General features: G+C 61.1%; 26 protein-coding genes. 4 read left to right on the top strand and 22 right to left on the bottom strand.

Features of this window, described 5'->3' with window-relative positions; all coding sequences use genetic code 11:
• Positions 1-105: 105 nt before the first annotated feature.
• Positions 106-372: a DUF6124 family protein gene (locus DFS28_RS08405; protein ID WP_111449360.1), complete on the top strand. Its 267-nt coding sequence runs from the start codon at positions 106-108 to the stop codon at positions 370-372.
• Positions 373-646: 274 nt separating this feature from the next.
• Here the strand turns inward: DFS28_RS08405 and DFS28_RS08400 are convergent, their stop codons facing one another.
• From DFS28_RS08400 to DFS28_RS08305, 20 genes are all read right to left on the bottom strand, one after another.
• The gene (locus DFS28_RS08400; protein ID WP_111449359.1) at positions 647-1,873 is read right to left on the bottom strand and encodes a beta-ketoacyl-ACP synthase; all 1,227 of its coding nucleotides are present in this window, start codon (positions 1,871-1,873) and stop codon (positions 647-649) included.
• Complete coding sequence (gene fabG, locus DFS28_RS08395) at positions 1,873-2,601, bottom strand: 3-oxoacyl-ACP reductase FabG (protein WP_111449358.1); 729 nt, start codon at positions 2,599-2,601, stop codon at positions 1,873-1,875. The genes DFS28_RS08400 and fabG overlap by 1 nt, the downstream gene beginning before the upstream one ends.
• A complete protein-coding gene (locus tag DFS28_RS08390) occupies positions 2,598-3,059 on the bottom strand; it encodes a hotdog family protein (protein WP_008149597.1) in 462 nt (153 codons plus the stop codon). The genes fabG and DFS28_RS08390 overlap by 4 nt, the downstream gene beginning before the upstream one ends.
• On the bottom strand, positions 3,056-4,252 hold the full coding sequence (locus DFS28_RS08385) for a beta-ketoacyl-[acyl-carrier-protein] synthase family protein (protein WP_111449357.1): 1,197 nt from the start codon (positions 4,250-4,252) through the stop codon (positions 3,056-3,058). The genes DFS28_RS08390 and DFS28_RS08385 overlap by 4 nt, the downstream gene beginning before the upstream one ends.
• Entirely contained in the window at positions 4,249-4,731 is a 483-nt protein-coding gene (locus DFS28_RS08380; protein WP_111449562.1) for a hypothetical protein, read from the bottom strand. Before DFS28_RS08380 ends, DFS28_RS08385 begins: the two co-directional genes overlap by 4 nt.
• A 122-nt stretch (positions 4,732-4,853) precedes the next feature.
• Positions 4,854-5,579 (bottom strand): class I SAM-dependent methyltransferase, encoded by a 726-nt coding sequence (locus DFS28_RS08375; RefSeq protein ID WP_111449356.1) that lies wholly within the window; start codon positions 5,577-5,579, stop codon positions 4,854-4,856.
• Positions 5,576-6,823 (bottom strand): NAD(P)/FAD-dependent oxidoreductase, encoded by a 1,248-nt coding sequence (locus tag DFS28_RS08370; RefSeq protein ID WP_111449355.1) that lies wholly within the window; start codon positions 6,821-6,823, stop codon positions 5,576-5,578. The genes DFS28_RS08375 and DFS28_RS08370 overlap by 4 nt, the downstream gene beginning before the upstream one ends.
• Positions 6,810-7,970 (bottom strand): sodium:proton antiporter, encoded by a 1,161-nt coding sequence (locus DFS28_RS08365; protein ID WP_111449354.1) that lies wholly within the window; start codon positions 7,968-7,970, stop codon positions 6,810-6,812. Before DFS28_RS08365 ends, DFS28_RS08370 begins: the two co-directional genes overlap by 14 nt.
• Positions 7,967-10,306, bottom strand: a complete 2,340-nt coding sequence (locus DFS28_RS08360) for an MMPL family transporter (protein WP_111449353.1) — start codon at positions 10,304-10,306, stop codon at positions 7,967-7,969. Before DFS28_RS08360 ends, DFS28_RS08365 begins: the two co-directional genes overlap by 4 nt.
• Complete coding sequence (locus tag DFS28_RS08355; protein ID WP_111449352.1) at positions 10,290-10,856, bottom strand: outer membrane lipoprotein carrier protein LolA; 567 nt, start codon at positions 10,854-10,856, stop codon at positions 10,290-10,292. The genes DFS28_RS08360 and DFS28_RS08355 overlap by 17 nt, the downstream gene beginning before the upstream one ends.
• A gap of 188 nt (positions 10,857-11,044) precedes the next feature.
• Complete coding sequence (locus DFS28_RS08350) at positions 11,045-11,470, bottom strand: thioesterase family protein (RefSeq protein WP_111449351.1); 426 nt, start codon at positions 11,468-11,470, stop codon at positions 11,045-11,047.
• Complete coding sequence (gene hutH / locus DFS28_RS08345; protein WP_111449350.1) at positions 11,463-13,007, bottom strand: histidine ammonia-lyase; 1,545 nt, start codon at positions 13,005-13,007, stop codon at positions 11,463-11,465. The genes DFS28_RS08350 and hutH overlap by 8 nt, the downstream gene beginning before the upstream one ends.
• Entirely contained in the window at positions 12,988-13,935 is a 948-nt protein-coding gene (locus tag DFS28_RS08340) for a glycosyl transferase (protein WP_111449349.1), read from the bottom strand. Before DFS28_RS08340 ends, hutH begins: the two co-directional genes overlap by 20 nt.
• On the bottom strand, positions 13,932-14,666 hold the full coding sequence (locus tag DFS28_RS08335) for a glycosyltransferase family 2 protein (protein WP_111449348.1): 735 nt from the start codon (positions 14,664-14,666) through the stop codon (positions 13,932-13,934). The genes DFS28_RS08340 and DFS28_RS08335 overlap by 4 nt, the downstream gene beginning before the upstream one ends.
• Before the next feature lie 131 nt (positions 14,667-14,797).
• On the bottom strand, positions 14,798-16,480 hold the full coding sequence (locus tag DFS28_RS08330) for an acyl-CoA synthetase family protein (protein WP_111449347.1): 1,683 nt from the start codon (positions 16,478-16,480) through the stop codon (positions 14,798-14,800).
• On the bottom strand, positions 16,477-17,022 hold the full coding sequence (locus DFS28_RS08325) for a hypothetical protein (RefSeq protein WP_111449346.1): 546 nt from the start codon (positions 17,020-17,022) through the stop codon (positions 16,477-16,479). Before DFS28_RS08325 ends, DFS28_RS08330 begins: the two co-directional genes overlap by 4 nt.
• Positions 17,019-17,273, bottom strand: coding sequence for an acyl carrier protein (locus DFS28_RS08320; RefSeq protein ID WP_110965992.1), 255 nt, complete (start codon positions 17,271-17,273; stop codon positions 17,019-17,021). Before DFS28_RS08320 ends, DFS28_RS08325 begins: the two co-directional genes overlap by 4 nt.
• 9 nt (positions 17,274-17,282) lie before the next feature.
• Complete coding sequence (locus DFS28_RS08315) at positions 17,283-17,543, bottom strand: phosphopantetheine-binding protein (RefSeq protein ID WP_046045641.1); 261 nt, start codon at positions 17,541-17,543, stop codon at positions 17,283-17,285.
• Complete coding sequence (locus tag DFS28_RS08310; RefSeq protein ID WP_111449345.1) at positions 17,524-18,333, bottom strand: 1-acyl-sn-glycerol-3-phosphate acyltransferase; 810 nt, start codon at positions 18,331-18,333, stop codon at positions 17,524-17,526. The genes DFS28_RS08315 and DFS28_RS08310 overlap by 20 nt, the downstream gene beginning before the upstream one ends.
• The gene (locus DFS28_RS08305; RefSeq protein WP_111449344.1) at positions 18,309-19,034 is read right to left on the bottom strand and encodes a beta-ketoacyl synthase chain length factor; all 726 of its coding nucleotides are present in this window, start codon (positions 19,032-19,034) and stop codon (positions 18,309-18,311) included. Before DFS28_RS08305 ends, DFS28_RS08310 begins: the two co-directional genes overlap by 25 nt.
• Before the next feature lie 355 nt (positions 19,035-19,389).
• On the opposite strand from DFS28_RS08305, the gene DFS28_RS08300 reads away from it, so the two are divergent.
• Positions 19,390-20,160, top strand: a complete 771-nt coding sequence (locus DFS28_RS08300) for a ParA family protein (protein ID WP_111449343.1) — start codon at positions 19,390-19,392, stop codon at positions 20,158-20,160.
• Between the two features lie 131 nt (positions 20,161-20,291).
• Here DFS28_RS08300 and trxC read toward each other — a convergent pair whose 3' ends face one another.
• Positions 20,292-20,726 (bottom strand): thioredoxin TrxC, encoded by a 435-nt coding sequence (gene trxC / locus DFS28_RS08290; protein WP_111449342.1) that lies wholly within the window; start codon positions 20,724-20,726, stop codon positions 20,292-20,294.
• Between the two features lie 196 nt (positions 20,727-20,922).
• Between trxC and DFS28_RS08285 the strand changes: the two genes are divergently transcribed.
• A complete protein-coding gene (locus DFS28_RS08285; RefSeq protein WP_111449341.1) occupies positions 20,923-21,219 on the top strand; it encodes a type II toxin-antitoxin system HigB family toxin in 297 nt (98 codons plus the stop codon).
• Entirely contained in the window at positions 21,216-21,617 is a 402-nt protein-coding gene (locus DFS28_RS08280; RefSeq protein ID WP_111449340.1) for a type II toxin-antitoxin system HigA family antitoxin, read from the top strand. The genes DFS28_RS08285 and DFS28_RS08280 overlap by 4 nt, the downstream gene beginning before the upstream one ends.
• 6 nt (positions 21,618-21,623) lie before the next feature.
• On the opposite strand, the gene selO is transcribed toward DFS28_RS08280, so the two are convergent.
• Positions 21,624-23,087: a protein adenylyltransferase SelO gene (gene selO, locus DFS28_RS08275; RefSeq protein WP_111449339.1), complete on the bottom strand. Its 1,464-nt coding sequence runs from the start codon at positions 23,085-23,087 to the stop codon at positions 21,624-21,626.
• Positions 23,088-23,130 lie beyond the last annotated feature (43 nt).

Genomic DNA, 23,130 nt, shown 5'->3' with positions numbered 1-23,130 from the left:
AGCGCGCCGGTCTCACGGGTCCCCGGTCTACTAACCTGCGCACAGCTACCACCTCATCTTATTAGTAGGGATGTGGTGGTAGCTCTAATCTCCAGGACCTGAATGATGCGTGAATATAAATCGAACTCACCGGACACCGATCCGGATGCTCCACGCCAACCAAGCAAAATCTTCCTCATCGCCCCCGATATCGACAATCACACCCTGCTGGCATACGCCTGTGAATCGCTTGCATCAGCCAACGTCATGGCGAGCGATTTCGCGAGATATCTGGAAGGATCGCAAAGCAACACACTGCTGGGTATTCAACAGTCGATCATGCTGGGGGAGCTGGCGGTGAATCGGGTGCTGGATAACCTCGATCCATCCTAGTGCGTCAGGGCGCTAACACTGCCTGCTTTCCCGAGAGGGGCTTGTGAGACTCTGAGGATCCTGGGTAACCAGCCATCGCAGAGCCAGACAGGGCCGGGGCTATGTCGAACCGACCTGTTTGAGACGGCGCTATTGTGGCGAGGGAGCTTGCTCCCGCTGGGTCGCGAAGCGGCCCCAAAAGAAAGGACTGCTACGCAGTCCAGCGGGAGCAAGCTCCCTCGCCACAGGTTATTCATTGCTCGCAGCGTTTCTTTATCTGCCGGGCATCGCCTCGTTACGACCAACGCCGGAAGATCAGCGACGTATTAACCCCACCAAACGCAAAGTTGTTGTTCATCACGTACTGGTTGCTCATCGGCCGGAACTCGCCGCGCAGGTAATCGAGTTTGCCGCAGTGCGGGTCGACGTCGTCGAGGTTGAGGGTGTGGATGTACAGGTCGCGGTTCATCATTTCGATGCTGAACCAGGATTCCAGTGCACCGCAGGCTCCGAGGGTGTGACCGAGGAAACTCTTTTGCGAGCTGATCGGCATGTGCTCGCCGAACAACGCGCTCGTTGCCAGGGTTTCGGCAATGTCGCCCTGTTCAGTGGCGGTGCCGTGACCATTCACGTAGCCGATGTCAGAAGGCTGCAGCCCGGCGTCTTCCAGCGCCAGTTCCATGGCCCGGCGCATGGTGACCTGCTCTGGGCGGGTGGCGTGCTGGCCGTCGGCGTTGCTGCCGAAACCGACGAGTTCGGCGTGGATGTGCGCACCGCGAGCCAAGGCGTGTTCGAGTTCTTCAAGCACCAGCATGCCGCTGCCTTCACCGATCACCAGGCCATCGCGGCCACTGTCGTAGGGGCGCGGGGACGTCTGCGGCGCATCGTTTTTCAGGCTGGTGGCGTAGAGCGCATCGAAGACCATCGCTTCGGTGGGGCACAGTTCTTCGGCACCGCCGGCGAGCATTAATGGCAAGCGGCCGAATTTGACCGACTCGTAGGCATAACCGATGCCCTGGCTGCCGCTGGTGCAAGCGCTGGAGGTCGGGATCAGCCGGCCGGTGAGGCCGAAGAAGATGCTGATATTCGCCGCCGTGGTGTGCGGCATCATGCGCACGTAGGAGTTGGCGTTCAGGCCTTCGGCCACCGAGTTGAGCAGCATGTTGCCGAACGCCTTGATCTCGTCGGTGCTGCCGGTGGATGAGCCGCAGGAAACGCCCATGCGCCCGTCCTTGATCGATTCGTCACCCAACAACCCGGCATCGGCCAAGGCCTGTTCTGCCGCGCCGACCGCCAGGCGCGAGACCCGGCCCATGCTGCGCAATTGCTTGCGGGTCCAGTGGCTCGGCACTTTGAAGTCGTCGATCGGCCCCGCAAGGCGCGTGTTGAGTTCGGTGAAACGATCCCACTCGTCCATCCGACGGATACCGCTGCGGTTGGCCGCGAAGTTGGCGGCGATGGTGTCCCAATCGCTACCGAGTGAGGTGATGCCGGCCATGCCGGTGACGACGACGCGCTTCATCAGCACAGGCCTCCGTTGACGGCCAGAACCTGCCGGGTGATGTACGACGCTTCCGCCGACATCAGGAAATTCACCGCGCTGGCCACCTCTTCCGGGGTACCCATGCGTTGTGCGGGGATCATTTTCATCATGTCTTCCACCGGCACGTTTTCATCGAGCATCGCGGTGTCGATCAAGCCGGGTGCGACACAGTTAACAGTAATTTTGCGCTTGCCCAATTCAATCGCCAACGCTTTCGCCGCGCCGATCAAACCGGCCTTGGAAGCGCTGTAGTTGACCTGGCCACGATTGCCGATCAACCCGGACACCGAGGTGATGCAAACAATCCGCCCGGCGGCGCGACGACGAATCATCGGCATCATCACCGGGTGCAGCACGTTGTAGAAACCGTCGAGGTTGGTGCGCATCACCACGTCCCAATCCTCTTCGCTCAAGGCCGGAAAAGCACCGTCGCGCGTCAGGCCGGCGTTCAGCACTACGCCGTAATAGGCGCCGTGGGTTTCCACGTCGGCTTCGAGAATGGCTTTGCAGTTGGCGCGATCGGACACGTCGAATTGCACGATGCGCACGTTGCGCCCCAAGGCTTCGATTTCGGCCTTCACGGCTTCTGCGTCCGCCAGGCCACTGCGGCAATGCAGCACGATGTCATGCCCGGCCTGGGCCAGACGCAAAGCGATAGCACGGCCGATGCCACGGCTGGAACCGGTGATCAGTACGGATTCAGTCATGGCTGGGTTCCTTGGGTTTCATGAAGGTATTGGGCAGCCTGAGGCGGACGGAACACGTTCAGACGAGCGGTGGCGTGAATGCCGGGGGCGGTGATGTGGCATTCGAACACGCCCATGCCGTTGTCGTCCTCCAGCGAGCGGATGCCGTGGATGGTCAGCTCGGTGCCGGCAGGGAAGTGCTCGACGTTGCATTCGAATTTGCGGGTGCCGAGCAGAAACCCCAGCTCCACCGCATCGCCTCGCTGGCGCGCATGGCAACCGGCGTAGGCGGCGACGCTCTGGGCCATCAGTTCGATGCCGACCCAGGCCGGCAGGCTGCCGTCCGGGCGGTTGAACAGGCCATCGGGTTTGACCGTGAGGCGGGTGTAAATCTGCTCGTCATCGAACGACAGGATCTGCTCGATGAAGATCATGTCGCCAGCGTGTGGCAGCAGCTCGGCGATCGGCCAGTCAATCATGGGGCATCTCCGATAATCAGGCTGACGTTGTTACCACCGAAGGCAAAGGAATTGCTCATCAGATAGCGAGGTGCAATGGACGTCAGGCGATCGGCCGGGGTCACCCATTTCAGGGCTGGCAATTGGGGATCCGGTTGGCCGTCCCAGACGTGGGGCGCCAGGGCGTGCTCGTGATTGCCTGCACTCAGGCTCAACCAGCAGAACGCCGCTTCCAGGGCGCCGGCCGCCCCGAGGGTGTGGCCGGTCATGGGTTTGGTCGATGAACATGGCACCCCCGCCGGGAACAACGTCGCCACTGCCAGGCTTTCCATGGCGTCGTTGTGTTGGGTGGCGGTGCCGTGCAGGTTCAGGTAATCGATCTGCTGCGGCTGCAGATTTGCTCGGCTCAAGGCTTTGCGCATCGCTTGCAGGGCGCCGCGGCCGGTCGGTTCCGGTGCGGAAATGTGATGTGCATCGGAGCTGGCGCCACTGCCGAGCAGGGCAATCGGCTGGCTGTCGCCGACATTTTTGCTCATCAGAAACAGCACCGCCGCTTCGCCAATGTTGATGCCGTTACGGTTCACCGAAAACGGGTTGCAGCGTTGCCCGGACACCGCTTCCAGCGCCGAAAACCCATTGAGGGTCAACTTGCACAGGCTGTCGACACCGCCGCACAACACCGCGTCGCACACGCCCAGGTCCAGCAGTCGCTGAGCACTCATCAGCGCTCGGGCGCTGGAGGTGCAGGCCGTGGAAATCACATAGGCCGGGCCGCTCAGTTGCAGCCAGTCGGCGAGGAAGTTGGCCGGGGCGCCGAGTTCCTGTTGCTGATAGTCGTAATCGGCCGGGAACTGATGCTCGCGGATGTAATGGGCCAGGCTGCGACTGGCTTCGTCGATGCCCGAGGTGCTGGTGCCCAAGACGATGCCGATGCGGTCGCGGCCGTAGGTCTGGATCGCCTGGTCGATGTCTTCGCGAATTTGCAGCGCGGCTTCCAGCAGCAATTGATTATTGCGAGTGTCTTGCGGCGCAAGCTCAGCCGGAATCGGCGCCAGTTCGCCTTGGACCGCGGCCACGGGCAACGACCGTTCCGCCACCCAGCCAGCCTCATTGCGCATGCCCGAACAGTCCCCGGCAAACAGGTTGCGGGCGACTTCGGACTTGTCACGGCCCAGGGCGCAGATCACCCCGAGAGCATTCAGGTAGGCCGTCATGGCGCGTCCTCGCTGAGCGGAGTGACTTGATATTTCGGGCCTTTGGGCAGGTTCAATTCAAAGCTCATGGGTTGTGAGTAGCGGACTTCCCAGTGCGCTGGCAAGGACCGTTGCGAGCCATGCTGCCACGCGGCGGGATAGTTGCCCGTCAATTCATCTTTGGGAGTCAGCGCAAACAGCAGCGCGGCGAACAGCTCTCGCGCTTCCGGATTGGGCGGCAGCAGACCGTCAGCCTGCCACTCGCCATCGACCAGTTTCTGGCGTGCCTGGGGAATGCCCAGCAAGTCCATCATCGACCAGCGAATGCCAGGGCCTTCACGCTGGATCACCAGCACCCAGTCCTGCCGTTGGTCGGCCACCAGACGCTGGATGTGCAATTGCAGCGGCAACGCCAGGTTCGGGGTTTGCTCGGGCAGCGGCGCCCGGCTGGCACAGGCGCTCAGCAACAGGACGCAACCCAACAGCAGAAAGCGGATCAGCACAGCAGCCCCTGTGGGAGCGGGCTTGCTCGCGAATGCGTCGGCACATCCAACACTATTGTTGACTGGCACACTGCTTTCGCGAGCAAGCCCGCTCCCACAGGGTTTAGCGTGAGTAAACATCAAACGCACCTTTCAAGAGGTTTGCGCGCGACCACATTGACCAGGGTTTCTTCCCGCTGGCCGAAGGGCTTTGGCCGGCGCAGACCCAAGCGTTCAAACAGGCCGAAATCCTTGGCGCGGCTCCACCACAAGTATGGATAAGACACGTTTTGCGGGCCGAGTTCGAAACCCTGCTGGCGAATCATGTCCAGGTACCCGGCGGCGCTCTTTTGCACGTGCATCGGATGGCGGAACAACCAGCGGATTACCCAGGTATCAATGTAAGCCTCGGTGGATTCGGCGAACAGCAGATAGCCTCCGGGCTTGAGTACACGGTAGAACTCGGCCAGTGCCTGTTCCTGCTGCACCAGATGGTGGAAGGTCTGGTGACAGAACAGCAAATCGACGCTGGCGTTCGGGACGTTGATGCTCGCGCAGTCGCTGCCGGTCAACTCCACCGCCATGCCCTGACGGACGGCTTCTTCGCCGGCCAGGTTCAGGCTGTGCGGGTCGGCGTCCAGACCGATCAGGCGCTGGGGCGCGAAGGTCTGGCGCAGGTACTGAAACGACTTGCCCTGACCGCAACCGGCATCCAGCAGCACCGGGTTGCTTGGCGGTGTTTCGCTGAACAGGCTGCGCAAATCGGTGATTGCCACTCGCAGAACATGGTGCTGCCAGGTGTGGCTGCGCAGGAACCAGAAACCAAAGCGGGTTTCTTCGACGTAGGTGTCGCTCAAATAGCTCATGTGGCGTCCTTTGCACAGAGCTCCGAGAGCATCCGCAGCCGGCGCTTGGGTTCGGCGACGAACGGATTACGTTCGTCCCAGGCATAACCGGCGAGGATCGAGCTGATCATGCGGCGAATATCCGGCGAGCCGCCCTCAAAATAAATCACATCCTGGAACGTCCCGGCGTACCAGCCTTCGACGTAGCAACGGAACGTGTCGACGCCGCGCTTGAGCGGGATGGCGAACTCAGTCTGCCAGTCGACACTTTCGCCTTGCAGTTGGCGATGCAGCACCGCGGCGGCCATGCTCGCCGAGCGCATGGCGATGGTCACGCCGGAGGAGAACACCGGGTCGAGGAATTCCGCCGCGTTGCCGAGCAGGGCAAAGCCTGGCCCGTGGAGGGTTTTGACGTTGGCCGAGTAGCCGCCGATGGTTCGAGCAGGCGTGTCCCACACGGCGTTGTTCAGAACACCGGCCAGGCTTGGGGTTTCAGCGATGAACCCGCGTAGGCACTCATCCAGATTCTCCATACGGCCTTCGAAGTGTTCGGCTGCCGCGACCACGCCCACCGAACAACGGCCGTTGCTGAACGGGATGGTCCAGAACCAGATATCGCGGTGGATCGGATGGGTGGTGATGAGGATTTTTTCCCGCTCGAAGGCCGGGTTGTCGATGTGGTCTTCGACGTGGGTGAACACGGCCTGGCGCACCGGGAAATCCGACGGTGCTTCAAGGTCGAGCAAGCGCGGCAGCACACGGCCGTAGCCGCTGGCATCCAGCACGAAATCGGCTTCGACGCGGTACTGGCTGCCGTCTTCGCGAAGCACGTCGAGCTGCGGTTTCGGCAGGGCGAAATCGACGCTGACGATGGCTTCGCCGTAACGAACGTCCACGCCTTGCAGCGCGGCCTGATCGGCCAGCAGCTTGTCGAAATCGGCACGCAGGACCTGGAAGGTGGTCGGCTTGCCGTTGCTGAACGTCTCGCCGAAATCAAAGGCGCTGTATTGCTCGCCCCAAGCGAATGCCGCACCGTTTTTCAACTGGAATCCGGCGGCGTTCACCGCCTCGAGCATGCCGGCTTCTTCGACGAAATCCAGGCAGTGGGACAGCAGGCTTTCACCGATGGAAAACCTTGGGAAATGCTGGCGTTCGATCATCAACACGTCATGACCTTTGCGCTTGAGCAGCGCGGCGGCGATGGCGCCCGATGGACCTGCACCGATAACCACGACCTGGCGATGTTCCATTTCAACTGTTGGCACGGGGGCTCCTTGCCGGGACGGCGATGTTCAGAGGGGTTCGGTGCATACCGGCGAGTGCCGGCAGCAGTGTCGCGATCAGGCCCATCACCATCAGCGCGAAGTACAGTGCCGGGCTGATGAGTTGTTGTTGCAGCAGCAGGTTGAGAAAGACGATCTCGCTCAAGCCACGAATATTCAGCAAGACACTTTCCCGCCAGCGACTGGCGCCTTCAAACGAGGCGCCGGCCCAGCCGAGGCCCAGCCAGTTGCCCAGCAGTTTACTGGCTATCGGGAACAGCAACAGTGCTGCCAGTTGCACCCAGCCGAGGCTGGCCATGGCCGCGTGGACGTTGATTTGCACGATACCGAACGTGAGGATCAGCGGGATCGCGACATACGTCTGCAAGTGACTCATCCAGATCACCGGCAACGGCAGCACCAGCGGCACTTTGAGCGCAGCCATCCACAGCAGGTAACCGATACCGAAAATCAGCGCATTGAGCTTGAAGTGTTCCGCCACGACCAGCAGTGCGAAGAAGCAACCGCTGTGCAGCAACGGTTGGCGCAAGCGCAGCAGACGCAGCAACAACGGCAGGCAGGCGCCGGCCAGCGGCAGCAAGAGGCTGCTCAGGTGCAGGCTGCCCTGGGCGATGGCGAACAGGGTCCAACAGGTGAGGTCGATCAGGATCGCGGTCTGCACCAGTCGCCGGGTAGCGGCAGGCGGGTACTTGATGTGTCGCAGGTACAGATACAACACCGGAATCGCCGTGATGGCGAACAGCAGACCAACCGCCAGGGAACTGATCCAGGGTTGCGGCGGTAGGAGCCACACCGCTGTCGCGAGGCCGCAGGCAAATGGAATGCAGAAACTCGGCAGGGCGATTTTCAGGCTCTGACGGTCGAGTCGCAGGTCAATCACGTCACTGAGAATGTGCCCCAGCAATAAGGCAAAGCCCAGGCTGTAGACGTTTTTCAGCCAGGCCGGCGCGACCAGTGCGGCGCCGCTCAATTGCCATTGGGGCTCGATCCAGAAGTACATCAACAGCGGCAGGCCGAAGGTGGCCAGCAGCAACTGGCTGACAATCGGGATCACGCCGAAGTGACGACCGACACGGGTGGCCACGGCGAACAGCGCCAGGGCCATGACCCAGAACACGGCGATCATCATGTTGCTGACTCCGTGACCGGAGCGACGTGAACCTGGCGTCCGGCCCACGGCGCAAGGATGAAGCTGTACGCCAGGCCGAGGCTCACCGACAGACCGAAGTTGCTCACCGCCGGCGTGCTGGACACCGCCAGCAAACCGAACGACAGCCAGGTGGTCAGCGCCGCCAGCAAGGTGCCCAGCAGGCTCACGGCAGCGCCGCCGACCTGTTCACGCATGAGGATCGCGTAATCGACGCTGATGGCCGTCACCAGCAGCAGGCCGAACAGGCTGAACAGCGTCAGCGGTTGCCCCAGCCAGCCGAGACTGGCCAGGCTGCACAGCGCGGCCAACAGCGGCAGCGAGACGATTCTCAGCGCGCCGCCGAAACCGAACGGCAGGATCAGCACCAGCACGATCAGCACACAGGACGCGAGCTTCAACTCTGCGGCACTGATCTGGGTGTCGGCGAACACCTTGTTCAACTCACCGAGGCGGTCCACCAGTTCCACCCCCGGCAAATCCAGCGCCTGGGCGCGCAGCAGGGCAGGGTTGTTCAGCCCTTGCAGACTGACCATCGCCGCTACGCCGTCATCGGTCGGTCCCAGCCACAGCGGGCGATAGGGTTCAGCCAACGGACCGACCAGCGCCGCGTCGATGTCTTCGGTGGGCAGTGCCTGCAACTTCGTGAGCTCTGCTTGCAGCGCCTCGGCCGGCACGCCGACATCGAGCAGCGGTTGCCAGAACGGCGGCAACTTGTTCAGCGCTTCACGCACTTTGCGCTGTTCGGTGGGTGGGCTGACCAATTGATTGAGCGACAGATAACCCTGGAGTTTTTCCAGGCTGACCAGCTGATCCAGCCGCTCGCTCAGCGCGGTTTGGCGTTCCAGCAGTTGCTGCTGATTGGCCGCGCGCACCAGGAAGAACTGGCTGGTGGGTTGATAGCCGGTGAGGCGTGCAATGGTTTGTGCTTCGTCAGTCAGTTGCTGCGGTGCAGCGACCCATTGGCGAATGTCGTTTTTGGTGTCGAGCTGCAACAGGCCGCCCACACAAAAGGCAATCAGCAGTGCCAGCAGCACCGGCGTACTCGCGAGTTTGAGCAGCGCTTCACGGCACCTCAGCAAATACTCGGACACCCGCAGCGGCCACTGCGCTGGACGCAAATCCGTGCCCTTGAGCAGTGCCGGCAGCAGGCACACCGCAGACAAATAAGCACCGAGCAGACCGGCGGCAGAGAACACGGCAATCTGGGTCAGCGCCGGGAACGGTGTCCAGGCCAGGGCCAGGTAACCGATGCAACTGGTGATCAGGCTCAGCGTCAGGCCCGGCAACGTCAGGCGCAGGGCCGGCCAACTGTGCCAGGGTTTCAGGCTCCAGCTCTTGGACAGATAGTGCAGCGGGTAATCGACCGCTACGCCGATCAGGCTCGAACCGAGCACCAGCGTCATCACATGCATATGGCCGAACAGCGCCACACAGGCCACCGCGCCGAAAAGCATGCCGACCAGCACCGGGACGAAAGCCAGCAACACCCTCCAGCGCCGGAAGGCCAGCAGCAACAGCAACAGAATGCCCGCCGTGGCGCCGCCACCGACCCAGGTCATTTCCCGGGTGGCTTGCTTTTGCCCGCTGGCCGCATAGAGCAAGCCGCTGGCGGCAAGCAATTGAACGTTGGCCTGGGCGGCTTCTTCACGGCTGTGCTGGAGCAGGTCGGCCACTTGCAGCGGCAGGTTCATGTCGAAGGCGTTGCCCGTGGTGCGCGAGCGCAGCAGCACCCAACTTTTACCGTCGGCATCGGCGACCAGCGCACCGCTGCCGATGTCCAGTTGCACTGAACCGTGCTGCGGCTGGCTGTTCTGGATGCGCCCGGTCAGGCCAAGCCAGTCATCCTGGCTCGGCACCAGACTGAAACCGGTGAAGGGGTCGAACAGCGCTTGTACTCGCTGCTGGATAAAGGCGTCGGGATGCTCGATCAGTTGCTGTCGGTCAGCCGCTGAGAGCATTGCCAGTCGGCCATTGAGCAATTGCGTGCGCAACGCCGGCAAGTCGGCTTGCAGGTTCCACTGGACCTTCTCGAACAAGCCGCTCGCCTGCCATTGCTCACCCAGTTTCTGCGCCATCGCGACCGCTTGCTGGCGATCGGTGTGGCCGACCAGCACCAGCATTTCGCGGTTCAGTGGTTCTTGCATGCGTTGTTCGGCGCGCAGTTCCAGCGCGTCCGGCGCCGTACCCGGCACCAGTTCCATGAGGTTGGCCGACAGCGGTGCGCCGTCACGCCATTGCCAACCGGCGAGCGCGAGCACCGCCAGCAGCAGGATCAGAAACAGCCGTGGAAGCCTCCGTTCACTCGGCAAAGTCATGTTGCTCCGCGTCGCTCAACGGTTGGGCGCTGGTGCTGTTCTGCATGCGCAAGAGGGTGCTGTCACCCTGGGTTTCGAGCAGCTCGATGCTGTGCACCAGTTCGCCGCCGTCAATGTTGATCTGAGTGAACACCTGCTTGAGCAGCATGGAACGCGGGGTCAGCGTCAGCTTCCAGTTCTGTGCGTCGCCGCTCAGTGAAAGCTCGAAATCCCGTTGCAGCCCGCTGCTGTCGCCTTGCAGTACGGCGAGGAACAAACGGTTCTGCTCGGCGCCGGCACTCTTGCTCGGCAGCATTTGCCAACCGTTGGCGTCACGCCGGGCAATGCCTTTGGCGCTGATGCGGTAATCCTGTTGCAGCGGGGTTTTCAGCAGCCAGAGCAAACCGTGGTTTTTTGCGAGGACGAAAGTGCCCTTGCTGGTCAGCGGCTGGGGCAGGGCGCGCAGGTGTTTTTCCTGGATGAAATTGCCGTGGATCACGTCAGGTTTTGCCAGTTGATCGCTCAACTGTTGCAAATCAAAAGCCTGCGCCAACGAAGTAAAGCCAAACATCAAAACCAGCCCCACCACGAACCCGTAGCAGCTGCCGAGCCCGCGAGGCTGCGTTCGGCGACGAAGTCGTCGTAAAACCTGAGAATGCGGTGCATCAGGATAAACGCATGGCGACGGCTTCGCCGCCGAACGGGGATAAATCCCCTCGCCACAACTTCGCCAGCTGCTACATAGGGTTTTCAGCGGGTTCATGCGAGCATCCTTTCAACGGCTTCGGTGAAAACCTTGGGTGAGGCCAACTGCATTTCGCGGCTGCTCATGTCCACGGCGACCTGCACGGAACTGGCGCGGGTCAAGCGTTCGCCGGTTTCCAGATCGCTGATCAGGTAGCTGATCTTCAGACGGTTCTCCCATTCCACCAGATTGGCCCGCACGTTGAGCTTTTGGCCAAACACGGCGCCGCGCACATAACGCAATTGCAGATCGATCACCGGCCAGGCGTAACCCGACTCGACCATGGCCGAATAGTTGTGGCCGATCTTGTCCAGCAGCGCGCAGCGGGCGACTTCCAGGTATTTGACGTAATGGCCGTGCCAGACGACGTTCATGGTGTCGACATCAAAGAACGGCACGAGGATTTCCGTATCGGTGTGAAGCACTCCCTTGCTACGCATGCAGCCTCCAGTGTTGCTCGGCGATGCGGTGCAGGCACAGGCGCAATTCACCTTCCAGCGCGCGGTCTTCGATGACCGGCGGGAAGTCCTTGGCTAACTCTTCGTGCATGGCGGCCAGGGCTGGCGGCAATGGACGTGCATCCTCGGCCTTGCTGCGCAGCCAGACGCCTTGGTTGGCGGCCAGCAGGGTGGCGGCGGCGACCTGTTCGGTCAGCTCCAGCACGCGGATCGCATCGCGGGCGGCGATGGTGCCCATGCTCACTTTGTCCTGGTTGTGGCACTCGGTGGAGCGCGAGAAGACGCTGGCCGGCATGGTGTTTTTCAGCGCTTCGGCGGTCCAGGCACTGGTGCCGATCTGCACGGCTTTGAAGCCGTGATTGAGCATTGCGCGATCCGCGGTGGCGCCGGACAGGTTGCTCGGCAAACCGTGGTTGTAACGCTCGTCCACCAGCAAGGCGAGCTGACGGTCGAGCAGGTCGGCGACGTTGGCCACCAGGTTTTTCAGGCTGTCCATGGCGAACGCAATGTGGCCGCCGTAGAAGTGCCCGCCGTGCAGCACGCGTTCGGCTTCGGCGTCGATAATCGGGTTGTCGTTGGCGCTGTTGAGCTCGATCTCGATGAACGAGCGCAGCCAGTTCAGGCTGTCGGCCAATACGCCGAGGACGTGGGGCGCGCAACGCAGGGAATAACGGTCTTGCAGGCGATGCAGCGGCGCGGTCGGCGCGTCGATCGCCAGATCCTTGCGCAGCCACGCGGCGACTTGCATTTGCCCAGGATGCGGTTTGGTGGCGAACAGGCGCTCGTCGAAGTGCTCGGGGTTGCCTTGCAGGGCGACCACGTTCAACGCGGTGATGCGCGTGGCCAGTTGCAGCAGGTAATCGGCGCGGGCATAGGCCAGGCACGCGAGACCGGTCATGACAGCGGTGCCGTTCATCAGCGCCAGGGCTTCTTTGGGGCGCAGTACCAGCGGCTCCCAACCCAGTTCGCGGTGCACGTCGGCAGCTAGTCGGCGTTCGCCCCGGAACATCACTTCACGCTCGCCGGACAAGGTCGCCGCGACATAGGACAGCGGCGTCAGATCACCGCTGGCGCCCACGGAACCCTCTTCGGGGATCAGCGGCAGAATGTCGTGTTCGAGGAAGGCTTGCAGGCGTTCCAGCAGTTCCACGCGCACCCCGGACACGCCGTGGCACAGCGACTGCAAACGCGCCGCCAGCACCGCGCGAGTGGCCTGCGCATCCAGCAGTTTGCCCAGACCGCAGCCGTGGAACGTGTACAGATGACGAGGCAACGCCTCGACGTGATGCAGCGGCACCGCGACCACGCAGGAATCGCCGTAACCGGTGGTCACGCCGTAGATCACGCCTTCCTTGTCCAGCAGGGAGTCGAGGAATCGCGCACCCTTGGCGATACGCTCGCGGTACGCAGGGTCGCTTTGCAACTGCGTCGGCACCTGACGGTTGGCCAGGGCCAGCACGTCTTCGATGCGCAAAGGGAGTTCGCCGAAGGTTACCGGCTCAAGCGTTGGCGTCGTCATCGGTCTTCCAGAAAGGGTAAAAGTTGAACCATTGTTGGGGCGCTTCAAGGCAATAGTGACCCAAGCGTTCGGCATAGCGGGAGGCCCACTGATGAATGACCTGCTCACGGTCGCTGCGTTTCCACACCACGGCCTCGGCGAATGGTTCGAGGGTCAGTCGATAGTCGCCCGTCGGCTTCTTCAGGCACAGCATCAGGTTGATCGGGCATTTCAGCAGACCGGCCAGCAACCAGGGCCCCTGAGGGAACGCGGCTTGATGGCCGAGGAAATCCACCGTCACGCTACGCCCGCCATGCAGCGGCACGCGATCGCCGGCAATCGCCAGCCATTCACCGCGCTCCAGGCGTTCATGGAGTTGCAGCATGATCAGCGGGTCCAGTTCGCTGACCTGAATCAGCCGCAAATTGGTCGCACCGGCTTCGCCGAGCAAGCGGTTGAATTGTTCGGCGTGCTTGGTGTGCACCAGCACGTTCATCGTGACTTTTTCGCCGATCTCGGCCAGCGCACGGCAGACCTCGAGATTGCCCAAATGCGCGCCTACCAGCATCTGTCCGCGGGTGCCGCGCAGTTGATTGCGCAGCAAGGCCGGGTCGATGATTTCGATCTGCTCGATGCTCAATTTGCCGTTCCAGACGTCGAGCTTGTCGAGCATCGAGTCGGCGAAGGCCATGAACTGTCCGAAGACTCGCCAATGGGTCGGGCGCAAGTCGTTGCGACCACTCCAGTCGGCGAGGCGCTGCTGATATTGCCAGGCGCTGCGACGGGCGCCGCGACCGAACAGGAAAAAGTACAGAACGATGCCGTACAGCAGCGGGCTCAGCAGCCGACGGCCCAGCACTTTGGCGCAGAGTGCGGTGAATTTCATCAACCAGAAACTGCCGCGCTCTTCGCGATCAGCCCAGTGCTTTTTATCCGCGTCAGTACTCATGTTCGCCACCGTCGCCAGAGAATCACTGGCGCGCGCAGCAACATGCCGAAGAACAACCGGGTGTGCATGCTCGTAATCAGCACGTTGTCGTGGAACAGGCGGAAATGCGAGACGCCATCCAGCGGGTAATGGACGTTGGTTTGCAGCCATTGCATGGGGAGATTGCGCCAGGCCAGTCGTACCAGAATGTCGGAGTCGAAGTCCATGCGCTTGCCGATCTTCGCCGAATCGATGAGCGCCAGGGTCGGTGGTAACGGATAGACGCGGAAGCCGCACATGGAATCGCGAATCTGCAATGACAGGGTGTTGATCCAGACCATGACGTGAGTCAGGTAACGGGCGTACAAGCGACCTTTCGGCACGCTGGCGTCGTATCGTGGATAGCCGCAGATCACCGCCTCGGGATGGGCGCGTGACAGTTCAATGAAGGTCTGGACGTCTTGCAGATCATGCTGACCGTCGGCGTCCACCTGCAAGGCATGGCTGAAGCCCAGGCGCGAGGCTTCGCGAAAGCCGGTCATGACCGCGCCACCCTTGCCCTGGTTGGCGCCAAGCCGGATCAGGAATACGTTGTCGCGCAAGGCCAGTTGATCGAGCACCTTTGCGCAGGCCAGGCTGCTGGCATCGTCCACCAGAATGCATGGCAGGCTGCTGGCGAGCAGCGCATCAACCACCGTGGTAATGGCGGTTTCGTGGTTGTAGACCGGGACAATTGCGCAGGGGTTATGCATGTTGGCTCACACCTGAAAGACCGAGGTGCCTGCTTCGCGAGCAAGCCCGCTCCCACATTGGATCTCTTGCAAACACGAATCCCCTGTGGGAGCGGGCTTGCTCGCGAATGAGTGCGCAGCACTCACCATAGTTATGCATCGCTTGAGGCCTCCAGCAAGATCCGTCCACTGGAGCAGGTCGCGGTCTCGTTGCGATAGGTGAAATACAACTTGCTGCGCGTCGGATCGAAGCGCAGGTGCAGTTGGACTTCATCGCCGGGGCGCACCAGTTGCTGGAATTTCAGCACTTCCATGCCGGCGAATTTTGCCGGCAGGTCCATCAATTGCTGGCCCAGCGTTAACGCCCATTCCACTTGCACCACGCCGGGCAATACCGGCGCCTGGGGGAAGTGGCCGCTGAAGTAGGCTAGGTCGGGTGGTATTGCCAGTTGCAGGCTCCACTCGCCATCGACTTCGACCTGCTCCAGCACTTGCGGCGCCTTTGGGCGCGGCGCCAGCAGCAGGGCTTCAACGGTGGCCTGGGGCAGTTTGCCCTGAGCGTTCAGCGGCAGTTGCCGCAGCAGGCGCCAGCGTCGTGGCAGGGCCAGGGCTTCGCAATGCTGGCTCAGATGCTGACGCAGTTCTTGCGTGAGGGTGCGTCGACCCTGATTGCGCAAGGCATGCAGGCCTGACTCGGTCAGCACCAGCAACGCACCTAATGAGGCGCGGTTTTCCTGAACCACGCCAAGACGCGCTTCGGCGACCCAGTCGTGGGCCATCAGTGCCTGTTCCAGCATCGGTAGCGAGATACGTTTTTCTTCCAGTTTGACGATTCGGTCCAGCCGTCCGAGCAGTTCGAATCGGCCGTCGGCAGCGATTCGCGCGGCATCCGCGGTGTGTTCGATATGGCCGGGCGGCAAGTACGGCGAAGCAATGAGCAGGGCGCCGTCGCTGTCCTGGCTCAACTCGATGTCAGCAAAGGGCTGCCAGAGCGCGTGGCCCTGACGCCAGGCGATACCGCCGGTCTCCGAGCTGCCGAGGATCTCCGTCGGCCATTGCTGCAGGCGTTGCTGAAGACTTTGTGCGGCCTCGGCCGGTAATGCACCGCCGGAGGAAAATACTCGGCGAACCGCACTTAATGCGGGCCAGTCGAGGTTGTCACCCATGCGCTTGAGCAGCGCCGGGCTGGCGACCCAGGCAAATGCCGGGTGTTCACGGCTGGCGCGCTGCAGGTCTTCAGGGAATGCCAGCTGCTTGCGCACAAACGAGCGCCCGGCGCACAGCGGCCATAGCACCCGAAACAATAATCCATAGATATGTTGAGTGGCGACGCTGCCGATGATGCAAGCGGCGCCAAGATCGGCGCCCCAGAGCCGTTCCAGCGCTTCGACTTCATTGGCCAGTTGGCGCAGGGTTTTGTCGATACGCTTGGGCTCGCCGCTGGAGCCGGACGTGCACAGGCTCAGCGAACAGCGATCCAGATCCAGTGCGGCCGCCATCAACGGCGGATCCCGGTAATCGCTCAGGTGTGCGTCATCGGCCTGATCGGTCAGCCACAGATCGACTTCGGTCGACCAGCGCTGGCGAGTCTGGGCTTGCAGGTCTGCGGGCAGCAGCACGCTGACCCCGGCGCGCCAGGCACCGAGCAGGGCAATCGCCAGGTCAGCGGCGTCCTCAAGGTGCACGGCAATACGCCGCACATCCTGGGCTTGCAGGCCCGCGGCGAGGCTTAACGCCCGTTCGCACAGCTGAGCGTGATTCAGGGTCGGTTCGGCCGTCACGGCACGTTCCGGTTGTGCCTTGAGCAACAATTGCTCAAGTTTTATCCAATTCATGGGTGGCCTCGTACCCGTTGTCGTATAAGCCATTCAATGGCAAACAGCAGGCCCATCAATCCGTATGAAATCAGGCCGGTGTACAACATCCACCAACTTAGCGGCGCCCAGAGGGTCAGGGCAGCAGCGAGCAAACCGTTACAGAAGAAAAACACGCACCAGACGATCGTCACCTGGCGGGTATAAACAATCGCCTTGGCCGGCAGTTGCGGTTCACGCAAACGCGCCAGGCGTTCGATGATCGGCGGGCCAACGATCAAGCTCAGGCCAAACAGCCCGAGCATGAAGGCGCTGATCAGCACCGGGTACCAGCGCAGCAACAGTGGGCTGTCGAACAGCGCCAGCAACAGGCAAAAAGCAATCGCGGTGATCGCCATCCAGAGATTGCCAGGCCGGCGCGCACCCAGTAGCGCCCGGGCCAGCCACAGGCTGCCCAGCAGCAGGCCGAACTGCCACGGCGCGAAATGTTCCATGCCGAAATACACCGCGAAGGGGTACAGCAGGCCCGCCAGCAGCAGGCCGAGGCCGATCAGTCGGCTCATGCGGCTGGCTGAACCAGGCGGTAGACCGCCTCGACCACGTCGCTGACGGTACGCACCGATTTGAACTCTTCGGCCGCGATTTTCTTGCCGGTCTGGCGTTTGATGTGATCGATCAGGTCGACCGCGTCAATGCTGTCGATTTCCAGGTCCTGATACAGGTTGGATTCGAGGCTTACGCGCTTGGGGTCCAGCTCGAAGAGTTCGACCAAAGCATCGCGCAGGGTGTTGAAGATGTCGTCACGAGTTTGCATGGTCCGGTCTCAAGCTGCCTGTTTTGCAGTGACGAACGCCGCAAGGCTCGCCACGTTGCTGAAGTGATTGCGGGTGTCTTTGGCGTCGGCGTCGATTTTGATGCCGTACTTTTTCTGGATGGCCAGGCCGAGTTCCAGGGCGTCTACCGAATCCAGGCCCAAGCCTTCGCCGAACAGCGTCTGCTCGTCGCCGATGTCTTGTGCGCTGATGTCTTCAAGGCCCAGGGCGTCGATGATCAGTTCTTTGATTTCACGGTGTAGATCGCTCATCTTCGGCGAGCTCCTTAATGTAGTAATGATGCAAATAGTCATTGAGCTTGCGCGAGGCCTGAGGAGCAGGGCCCAGCGAGGCGAAGGCTTGTGGGTCTATATCGGCCCCGACACGAAAACTGAAGTGCACACGGCGTTTGGGGATCCGATACCAGGGGTCGGCCTTGGTCAATGTGGTCGGGTTGACCTTGATGATCACCGGGGTGAGGATTTTCGCACCGCGCAGGGCGATTGCCGCAGCACCCCGATGGAAGGCTGGCGTCTGACCGGGCTGAGTGCGGGTGCCTTCAGGAAAGATGATCAGGGTCTGGCCGCTTTTCAGCGCGTCGGCAGCGGCATCGAGCATGTCCATGCTGCCGTCGTTGCTGATGTATTCGATGCAGCGTAGCGGGCCGCGGGTAAAAGGGTTCTCCCAGAGGCTTTTCTTGACCACGCAGTTGGCGTGGCGCACCAGGCCGATGAGGAACACCACATCAATCAGCGACGGGTGATTGGCGACGATCATTTGCCCCGGCCGACCGAGTTTTTCGGCACCCTGGATGTCGTAAGTCAGCACGCCGGTACGCGCCATGAATCGCACAAAAAACCAGAACAGGCGGGCGACGGTGTGCCGCGCTCGCCGCCGGTGTGTCCGGGCATCGCCGGGCAGGCAGTTCAGCAGCGGGAAAACCACAAGTCGCAGGCACAGCCCGCCCAACCCGAACAGGGTGAAGCTTGCGGCGGTAGCCAGCAGGCGCCAGTAATAGGCGTCGCGGTTTTTTTCGGTTACAGGTTGCGTTGCCAGGTCCATACACGATTTTTCCAGGCATGTTGGCAGGTTGTCTGCTGGCCGAGCAGGGTACGCAAAAGGTTCAGAGCATGGGGCCATTGGGCGTTGGACAACTCATCGGAGGCGCTGTTCAGGGACAACTGCCAGTCATTTCCGGGAGTGATCAGCAGGCCGACCGCGTAAGGGAACGGCACGTCGTCGATCCAGCTCGAGTAGGCCTTTGGCGGTTGCTCTTCGGTGGCGATCAGCAGTACCGCGGGAGCGCCCTCGGAAAGCAAAGCCGCGGCCTCTAGCATGCCGTGTTCAAGGCCATCGCCGGCTGCTGCGAGGGCCGTCATTTCACTGGTTTCGCCGCGCATGATCGACCACAGGCCGATGATCGCGTTGTGCACGGACAGGCTGAATTGAGTCGGCGACAGCGGCTGTTCGGTAGCCAGATCGCTCAAAATATCGAAAGTGCGCGGGGTTTCGCCGTGGCGCGAAATAAAGACCAACGGTAGGTCCTGACGGCCTTCGGCCAAGGGCCAGCCGACACTGAACGCCATCCGCGCCAGGCGACTGAGTCGCCGGCGCTGCATGGCCGGCAGAAACGAGACGTCAGGTGCGGCATCGCTGCTCGCAAGCACGACCGGTTGTCGGCTCCAGGCTTGCCAATCGTCCACGCTTTCGAGCCCAGGAGCCCACGCGCGCCATTGGGCGATGTTGAAATTGATCACTGACATTCATCCCGCCCCTGCGGGCTTCCTTGACGCGGTGAGTCGCAAAACAGGCGAACGTACCTTACGTAGCGCTGAGCGCTGAGTGGTGCGCATTATCCCGTTGCGGCGGGCGTGTAGCAAATGATGGTTACATTTTGCTCAATGAAATGTACCGGTTGGTTCGTGCATGGCTGTCGTTTGGCCATTATCCGCATTTCGGCCGGCGGATCTGCCGGCTCTGTCAGCAAGCGGTGCATGAGTTCACGGATTTTTCCGCGCGAGATTGCACCTGACTGTGTAGTCCCGATGCTGGCGAGGTAGCTAAGCAGCGCCGTGGACTACTACACTCGGTCATTCTTTGATACACGGAGGTTTTGACATGCGGCGCGTGGTGTTCAATCAGAAAGGTGGCGTAGGCAAATCCAGCATTGCCTGCAATCTGGCGGCGGTCAGTGCCAGCGAGGGTTATCGCACTTTATTGGTGGATCTCGATGCCCAGGCGAACTCCACTCAGTACCTGACGGGGCTCACCGGTAATGACATTCCCATGGGTATCGCCGATTTTTTCAAGCAGACCCTGTCTTCCGGGCCTTTCGCCAAGAAAAACCAGGTCGATATCTACGAAACCCCATTCGACAACCTCCACGTCATCACGGCCACTGCCGAGCTGGCTGACTTGCAGCCCAAGCTTGAGGCCAAACACAAGATCAACAAGCTGCGCAAATTGCTCGAGGAGCTGGACGGCGATTACGACCGGATCTACCTCGATACGCCGCCAGCGCTGAATTTCTACGCGGTATCTGCATTGATTGCCGCTGATCGTGTGCTGATTCCCTTCGACTGCGACAGCTTCTCGCGTCAGGCGCTGTACGGCCTGTTGGCGGAAATCGAAGAATTGAAGGATGACCATAACGAAGGGCTGGAAGTCGAAGGTATCGTCGTCAACCAGTTCCAGGCGCGCGCCAGTCTGCCCCAGCAAATCCTCGACGAACTGATCGCCGAAGGCCTGCCGGTATTACCGGTGTACCTGTGCAGCTCGGTGCGCATGCGTGAATCCCACCAGGCCAACACGCCGCTGATTCACCTCGACCCGCGTCACAAGCTGACGCAGCAATTCGTCGATCTGCACAACCTCCTCGAAAACGCCTGATTCCTACAGGTGACACAGAACCCATGTGGGAGCGGGCTTGCTCGCGAATGCGTCAGGTCAGTCGACATCAATGTTGAATGATCAATCGCCTTCGCGAGCAAGCCCGCTCCCACAGTTGATTTGGGGTGGCTTTAGATCCCTTGGCTACGCAACCAGCTCATCAACTGCGGTAACGGAAAGGCCCCGCTCTGACGCGCCACTTCCCGGCCGTTCTTGAACAGGATCAGGCTCGGGATCGAACGGATCCCCAGCTGCGCCGACAACTGCTGGTTTGTCTCGCTGTCCAGCTTGGCCAATCGACATTTGCCCGCCAATTGCGCCGCCGCCTGCTCGAACACCGGCGCAAACGACTTGCACGGCCCACACCAATCCGCCCAAACATCTACCAACAACGGCAGATCACCTTTGATCTGGCTGGCGTAATCGCTTTGCTTCAACTCAAAGGGTTTGTTCAGCAGGACTTCGGCTTTGCAGCGACCGCATTTTGGATGGTCGTTGAGGCGCTCCGCGGGGATGCGGTTGAGGCCGTTGCAGTGGGGGCAGGGGATGAGGAGTGGGTCGGACATGCGGATGATCCTGTAAAGAAGCCGGTCATCTCTATGTGGAGACGTCTGCTCACATTTTCAATCGTGCAGAAGGACACGGCCTATCTAGGCTGAGGGAGCGTCGGATGGACCATTGGTCTGCTCGTGAATATCGCATCTTGCGATATTCGCCGTCTGTGTTTAACTCTTCCATAGCAAAATGCGATAAGGAGATTGCATGCATGTGTTCATTGAAAAACGAATCTGGGAGGCCAAGGAAAAATGGCCTCAGGCAGCGAATGCCCTCGATCAATGGTATCGACAGGTCAAACGCAACAATCCAGGGGATTTTGCGGCAATGAAGGCGGTGTTTCCTGCGACCGACAAGGTAGGGGAATTTCACGTATTCGATATTGGGGGAAACAAGCTGCGCTTGATTGCTTTTGTCAGATACCGGTCGCAGAAGCTGTACATCAAGCATGTGCTGGATCATCGCGAGTATGACCGGGGAAAATGGAAGGAGGAGAAGGGATGAATGTTTTGATTAAAAATGCGGTCGAGCACTGGGAGTTTGTCTCGCCTGTGCTGCGCAAACCAAAAAATGAAGATGACTATGACATGTTGGCGCAGGCGTTAGACGAGTTGCTCGAGATGACGGGCGACGATGAGTCCCATCCGCTGATGAGTTTGGTGGATATCATCGGTGACTGGATCGAGGCGTGGGATCGCGAGCATCACCCTATGCGCGAGGCCTCTGGTGCAGAGGTTCTCGGATACATGATGCGCGAACACGGCCTGACTCAGAGTGACCTGCCCGGCGTCGGCACTCAATCAGTGGTATCCGAGATCTTGAGCGGCAAGCGTCAGCTCAACCTGCGGCAGATCCGCTGGTTGGCCGAGCGCTTCGGAGTGTCGGTGGAGACCTTTATCTGACCGGGTTCAGGATGAGCAACTGATCTCCAGATGCTTGCCCCACTCCGGCGGACGCTCGGCGTAGCTCTCCATCCCCGGTTGCTCCTCGAACGGATTACTCAGCACCGCATGCAGGCGGCGAACTTCTGCATAGTCGCCGCTTTCCGCCGCATCGATGGCTTTCTGCGCCAGGTAGTTACGCAGAATGTAGAGCGGATTCACCGCATGCATCCGTTTGCGGCGTTGTTCCTGATCAACCTCGCCTTCACGTGTCACCCGGGCGATGTAGAGCTCGCCCCAGGCATCGAAACCTTTGATGTCGACGAAGTCATCGCGCAACCGGGCGACGGCCAGTTCCGGTGATTCTTCTCCCAAGCGGCGGAAGAACAGGCTGTAGTCGACGCCACTGTTCTGCATCAGTTGCAGCAGGTGCTCCAGCAGTTTCTGGTCATCGTCTTCGGCCGTGGTGAAACCGAGGCGGCGGCGCATCAGGTCCAGGTAATGGGCCTGGTACAACGGGAAGTACAGGCCGAGGGTTTCACGCAGGGCTTCGACGCTGATGAACGGCGTCAGGGCCTGGGCCAGGGCGCTGAGGTTCCACTGGCCGATCGGCACCTGGTTGCTGTAGGAGTAACGACCCTGGTCATCGGAGTGGTTGCAGATGAAGTGGGCGTCGAAGTCGTCGAGGAAGGCGAACGGGCCGTAGTCGAAGGTAATGCCCAGGATCGACATGTTGTCGGTATTCATCACGCCGTGGCAGAAGCCATAAGCCTGCCATTTGGCGATCAGCTCGGCGTTGCGCTCGACGATTTCGCGAAACATCGCCAGGTACGGTTCCGGCTGTTCCAGGCATTGCGGGAAATGCATGGCCAGCACGTGGTCGCCGAGTTCTTTCTGCTTCTCGGGACGTTTGGTGTAGTAGAAATACTCGAAATGCCCGAAACGCACATGGCTCGGCGCCATGCGCAGGACCATGGCCGCGCGTTCCTGCTTCTCGCGCCACACCGGCGTGTCGGAGCCGATCACGCACAGGGCGCGGGTGGTCGGGATGTTCAGGGCATACAGCGCTTCGGAGGCAAGAAATTCGCGGATCGAGGAGCGCAGCACCGCCCGCCCATCACCCATGCGCGAAAAGGGCGTCTGGCCAGCACCCTTGAGGTGCAGGTCCCAATGCTCGCCGGCCTCGTTGTAGACCTCGCCCAGCAACAGACCGCGACCATCGCCCAACTGCGGGTTGTAGGAACCGAATTGATGACCTGAATAGACCATCGCCCTCGGGATCGCGTCGGCCCAGAGCTTATGGCCGCTGAACAGTTCGGCAAACTCAGGGGTTTCGGCCTCGGCAGGGTCGAGATCGAGCAGCGCCATGGCGGCAGGGCTGGCCACCACCAGGCGCGGATTGTCGATCGGCTCGGGCAGCACATGGGTGGAAAACGTATCGCCCAGGCGGGCGAAACGATTATCGAAGGTCAGTTCGTCGAGGGCTTTCAAGGGCCATCTCCAGCAGAATGTCCGAGCATTCTGCTAGGGATAA

The sequence above is a fragment of the Pseudomonas sp. 478 genome (assembly GCF_003254125.1).
GTDB lineage: Bacteria > Pseudomonadota > Gammaproteobacteria > Pseudomonadales > Pseudomonadaceae > Aquipseudomonas.
This window is presented reverse-complemented; position numbering and strand designations above follow the sequence as displayed.

Bases quoted from the DNA above. Each gene is read 5' to 3' on its own strand.
- DFS28_RS08405 (WP_111449360.1), top strand. From the start codon at position 106: ATGCGTGAATATAAATCGAACTCACCGGACACCGATCCGGATGCTCCA.
- DFS28_RS08400 (WP_111449359.1), bottom strand. From the start codon at position 1,873: ATGAAGCGCGTCGTCGTCACCGGCATGGCCGGCATCACCTCACTCGGT.
- fabG (WP_111449358.1), bottom strand. From the start codon at position 2,601: ATGACTGAATCCGTACTGATCACCGGTTCCAGCCGTGGCATCGGCCGT.
- DFS28_RS08390 (WP_008149597.1), bottom strand. From the start codon at position 3,059: ATGATTGACTGGCCGATCGCCGAGCTGCTGCCACACGCTGGCGACATG.
- DFS28_RS08385 (WP_111449357.1), bottom strand. From the start codon at position 4,252: ATGACGGCCTACCTGAATGCTCTCGGGGTGATCTGCGCCCTGGGCCGT.
- DFS28_RS08375 (WP_111449356.1), bottom strand. From the start codon at position 5,579: ATGAGCTATTTGAGCGACACCTACGTCGAAGAAACCCGCTTTGGTTTC.
- DFS28_RS08365 (WP_111449354.1), bottom strand. From the start codon at position 7,970: ATGATGATCGCCGTGTTCTGGGTCATGGCCCTGGCGCTGTTCGCCGTG.
- DFS28_RS08360 (WP_111449353.1), bottom strand. From the start codon at position 10,306: ATGACTTTGCCGAGTGAACGGAGGCTTCCACGGCTGTTTCTGATCCTG.
- DFS28_RS08355 (WP_111449352.1), bottom strand. From the start codon at position 10,856: ATGTTTGGCTTTACTTCGTTGGCGCAGGCTTTTGATTTGCAACAGTTG.
- DFS28_RS08350 (WP_111449351.1), bottom strand. From the start codon at position 11,470: ATGCGTAGCAAGGGAGTGCTTCACACCGATACGGAAATCCTCGTGCCG.
- hutH (WP_111449350.1), bottom strand. From the start codon at position 13,007: ATGACGACGCCAACGCTTGAGCCGGTAACCTTCGGCGAACTCCCTTTG.
- DFS28_RS08340 (WP_111449349.1), bottom strand. From the start codon at position 13,935: ATGAGTACTGACGCGGATAAAAAGCACTGGGCTGATCGCGAAGAGCGC.
- DFS28_RS08335 (WP_111449348.1), bottom strand. From the start codon at position 14,666: ATGCATAACCCCTGCGCAATTGTCCCGGTCTACAACCACGAAACCGCC.
- DFS28_RS08330 (WP_111449347.1), bottom strand. From the start codon at position 16,480: ATGAATTGGATAAAACTTGAGCAATTGTTGCTCAAGGCACAACCGGAA.
- DFS28_RS08325 (WP_111449346.1), bottom strand. From the start codon at position 17,022: ATGAGCCGACTGATCGGCCTCGGCCTGCTGCTGGCGGGCCTGCTGTAC.
- DFS28_RS08320 (WP_110965992.1), bottom strand. From the start codon at position 17,273: ATGCAAACTCGTGACGACATCTTCAACACCCTGCGCGATGCTTTGGTC.
- DFS28_RS08315 (WP_046045641.1), bottom strand. From the start codon at position 17,543: ATGAGCGATCTACACCGTGAAATCAAAGAACTGATCATCGACGCCCTG.
- DFS28_RS08310 (WP_111449345.1), bottom strand. From the start codon at position 18,333: ATGGACCTGGCAACGCAACCTGTAACCGAAAAAAACCGCGACGCCTAT.
- DFS28_RS08305 (WP_111449344.1), bottom strand. From the start codon at position 19,034: ATGTCAGTGATCAATTTCAACATCGCCCAATGGCGCGCGTGGGCTCCT.
- DFS28_RS08300 (WP_111449343.1), top strand. From the start codon at position 19,390: ATGCGGCGCGTGGTGTTCAATCAGAAAGGTGGCGTAGGCAAATCCAGC.
- trxC (WP_111449342.1), bottom strand. From the start codon at position 20,726: ATGTCCGACCCACTCCTCATCCCCTGCCCCCACTGCAACGGCCTCAAC.
- DFS28_RS08285 (WP_111449341.1), top strand. From the start codon at position 20,923: ATGCATGTGTTCATTGAAAAACGAATCTGGGAGGCCAAGGAAAAATGG.
- DFS28_RS08280 (WP_111449340.1), top strand. From the start codon at position 21,216: ATGAATGTTTTGATTAAAAATGCGGTCGAGCACTGGGAGTTTGTCTCG.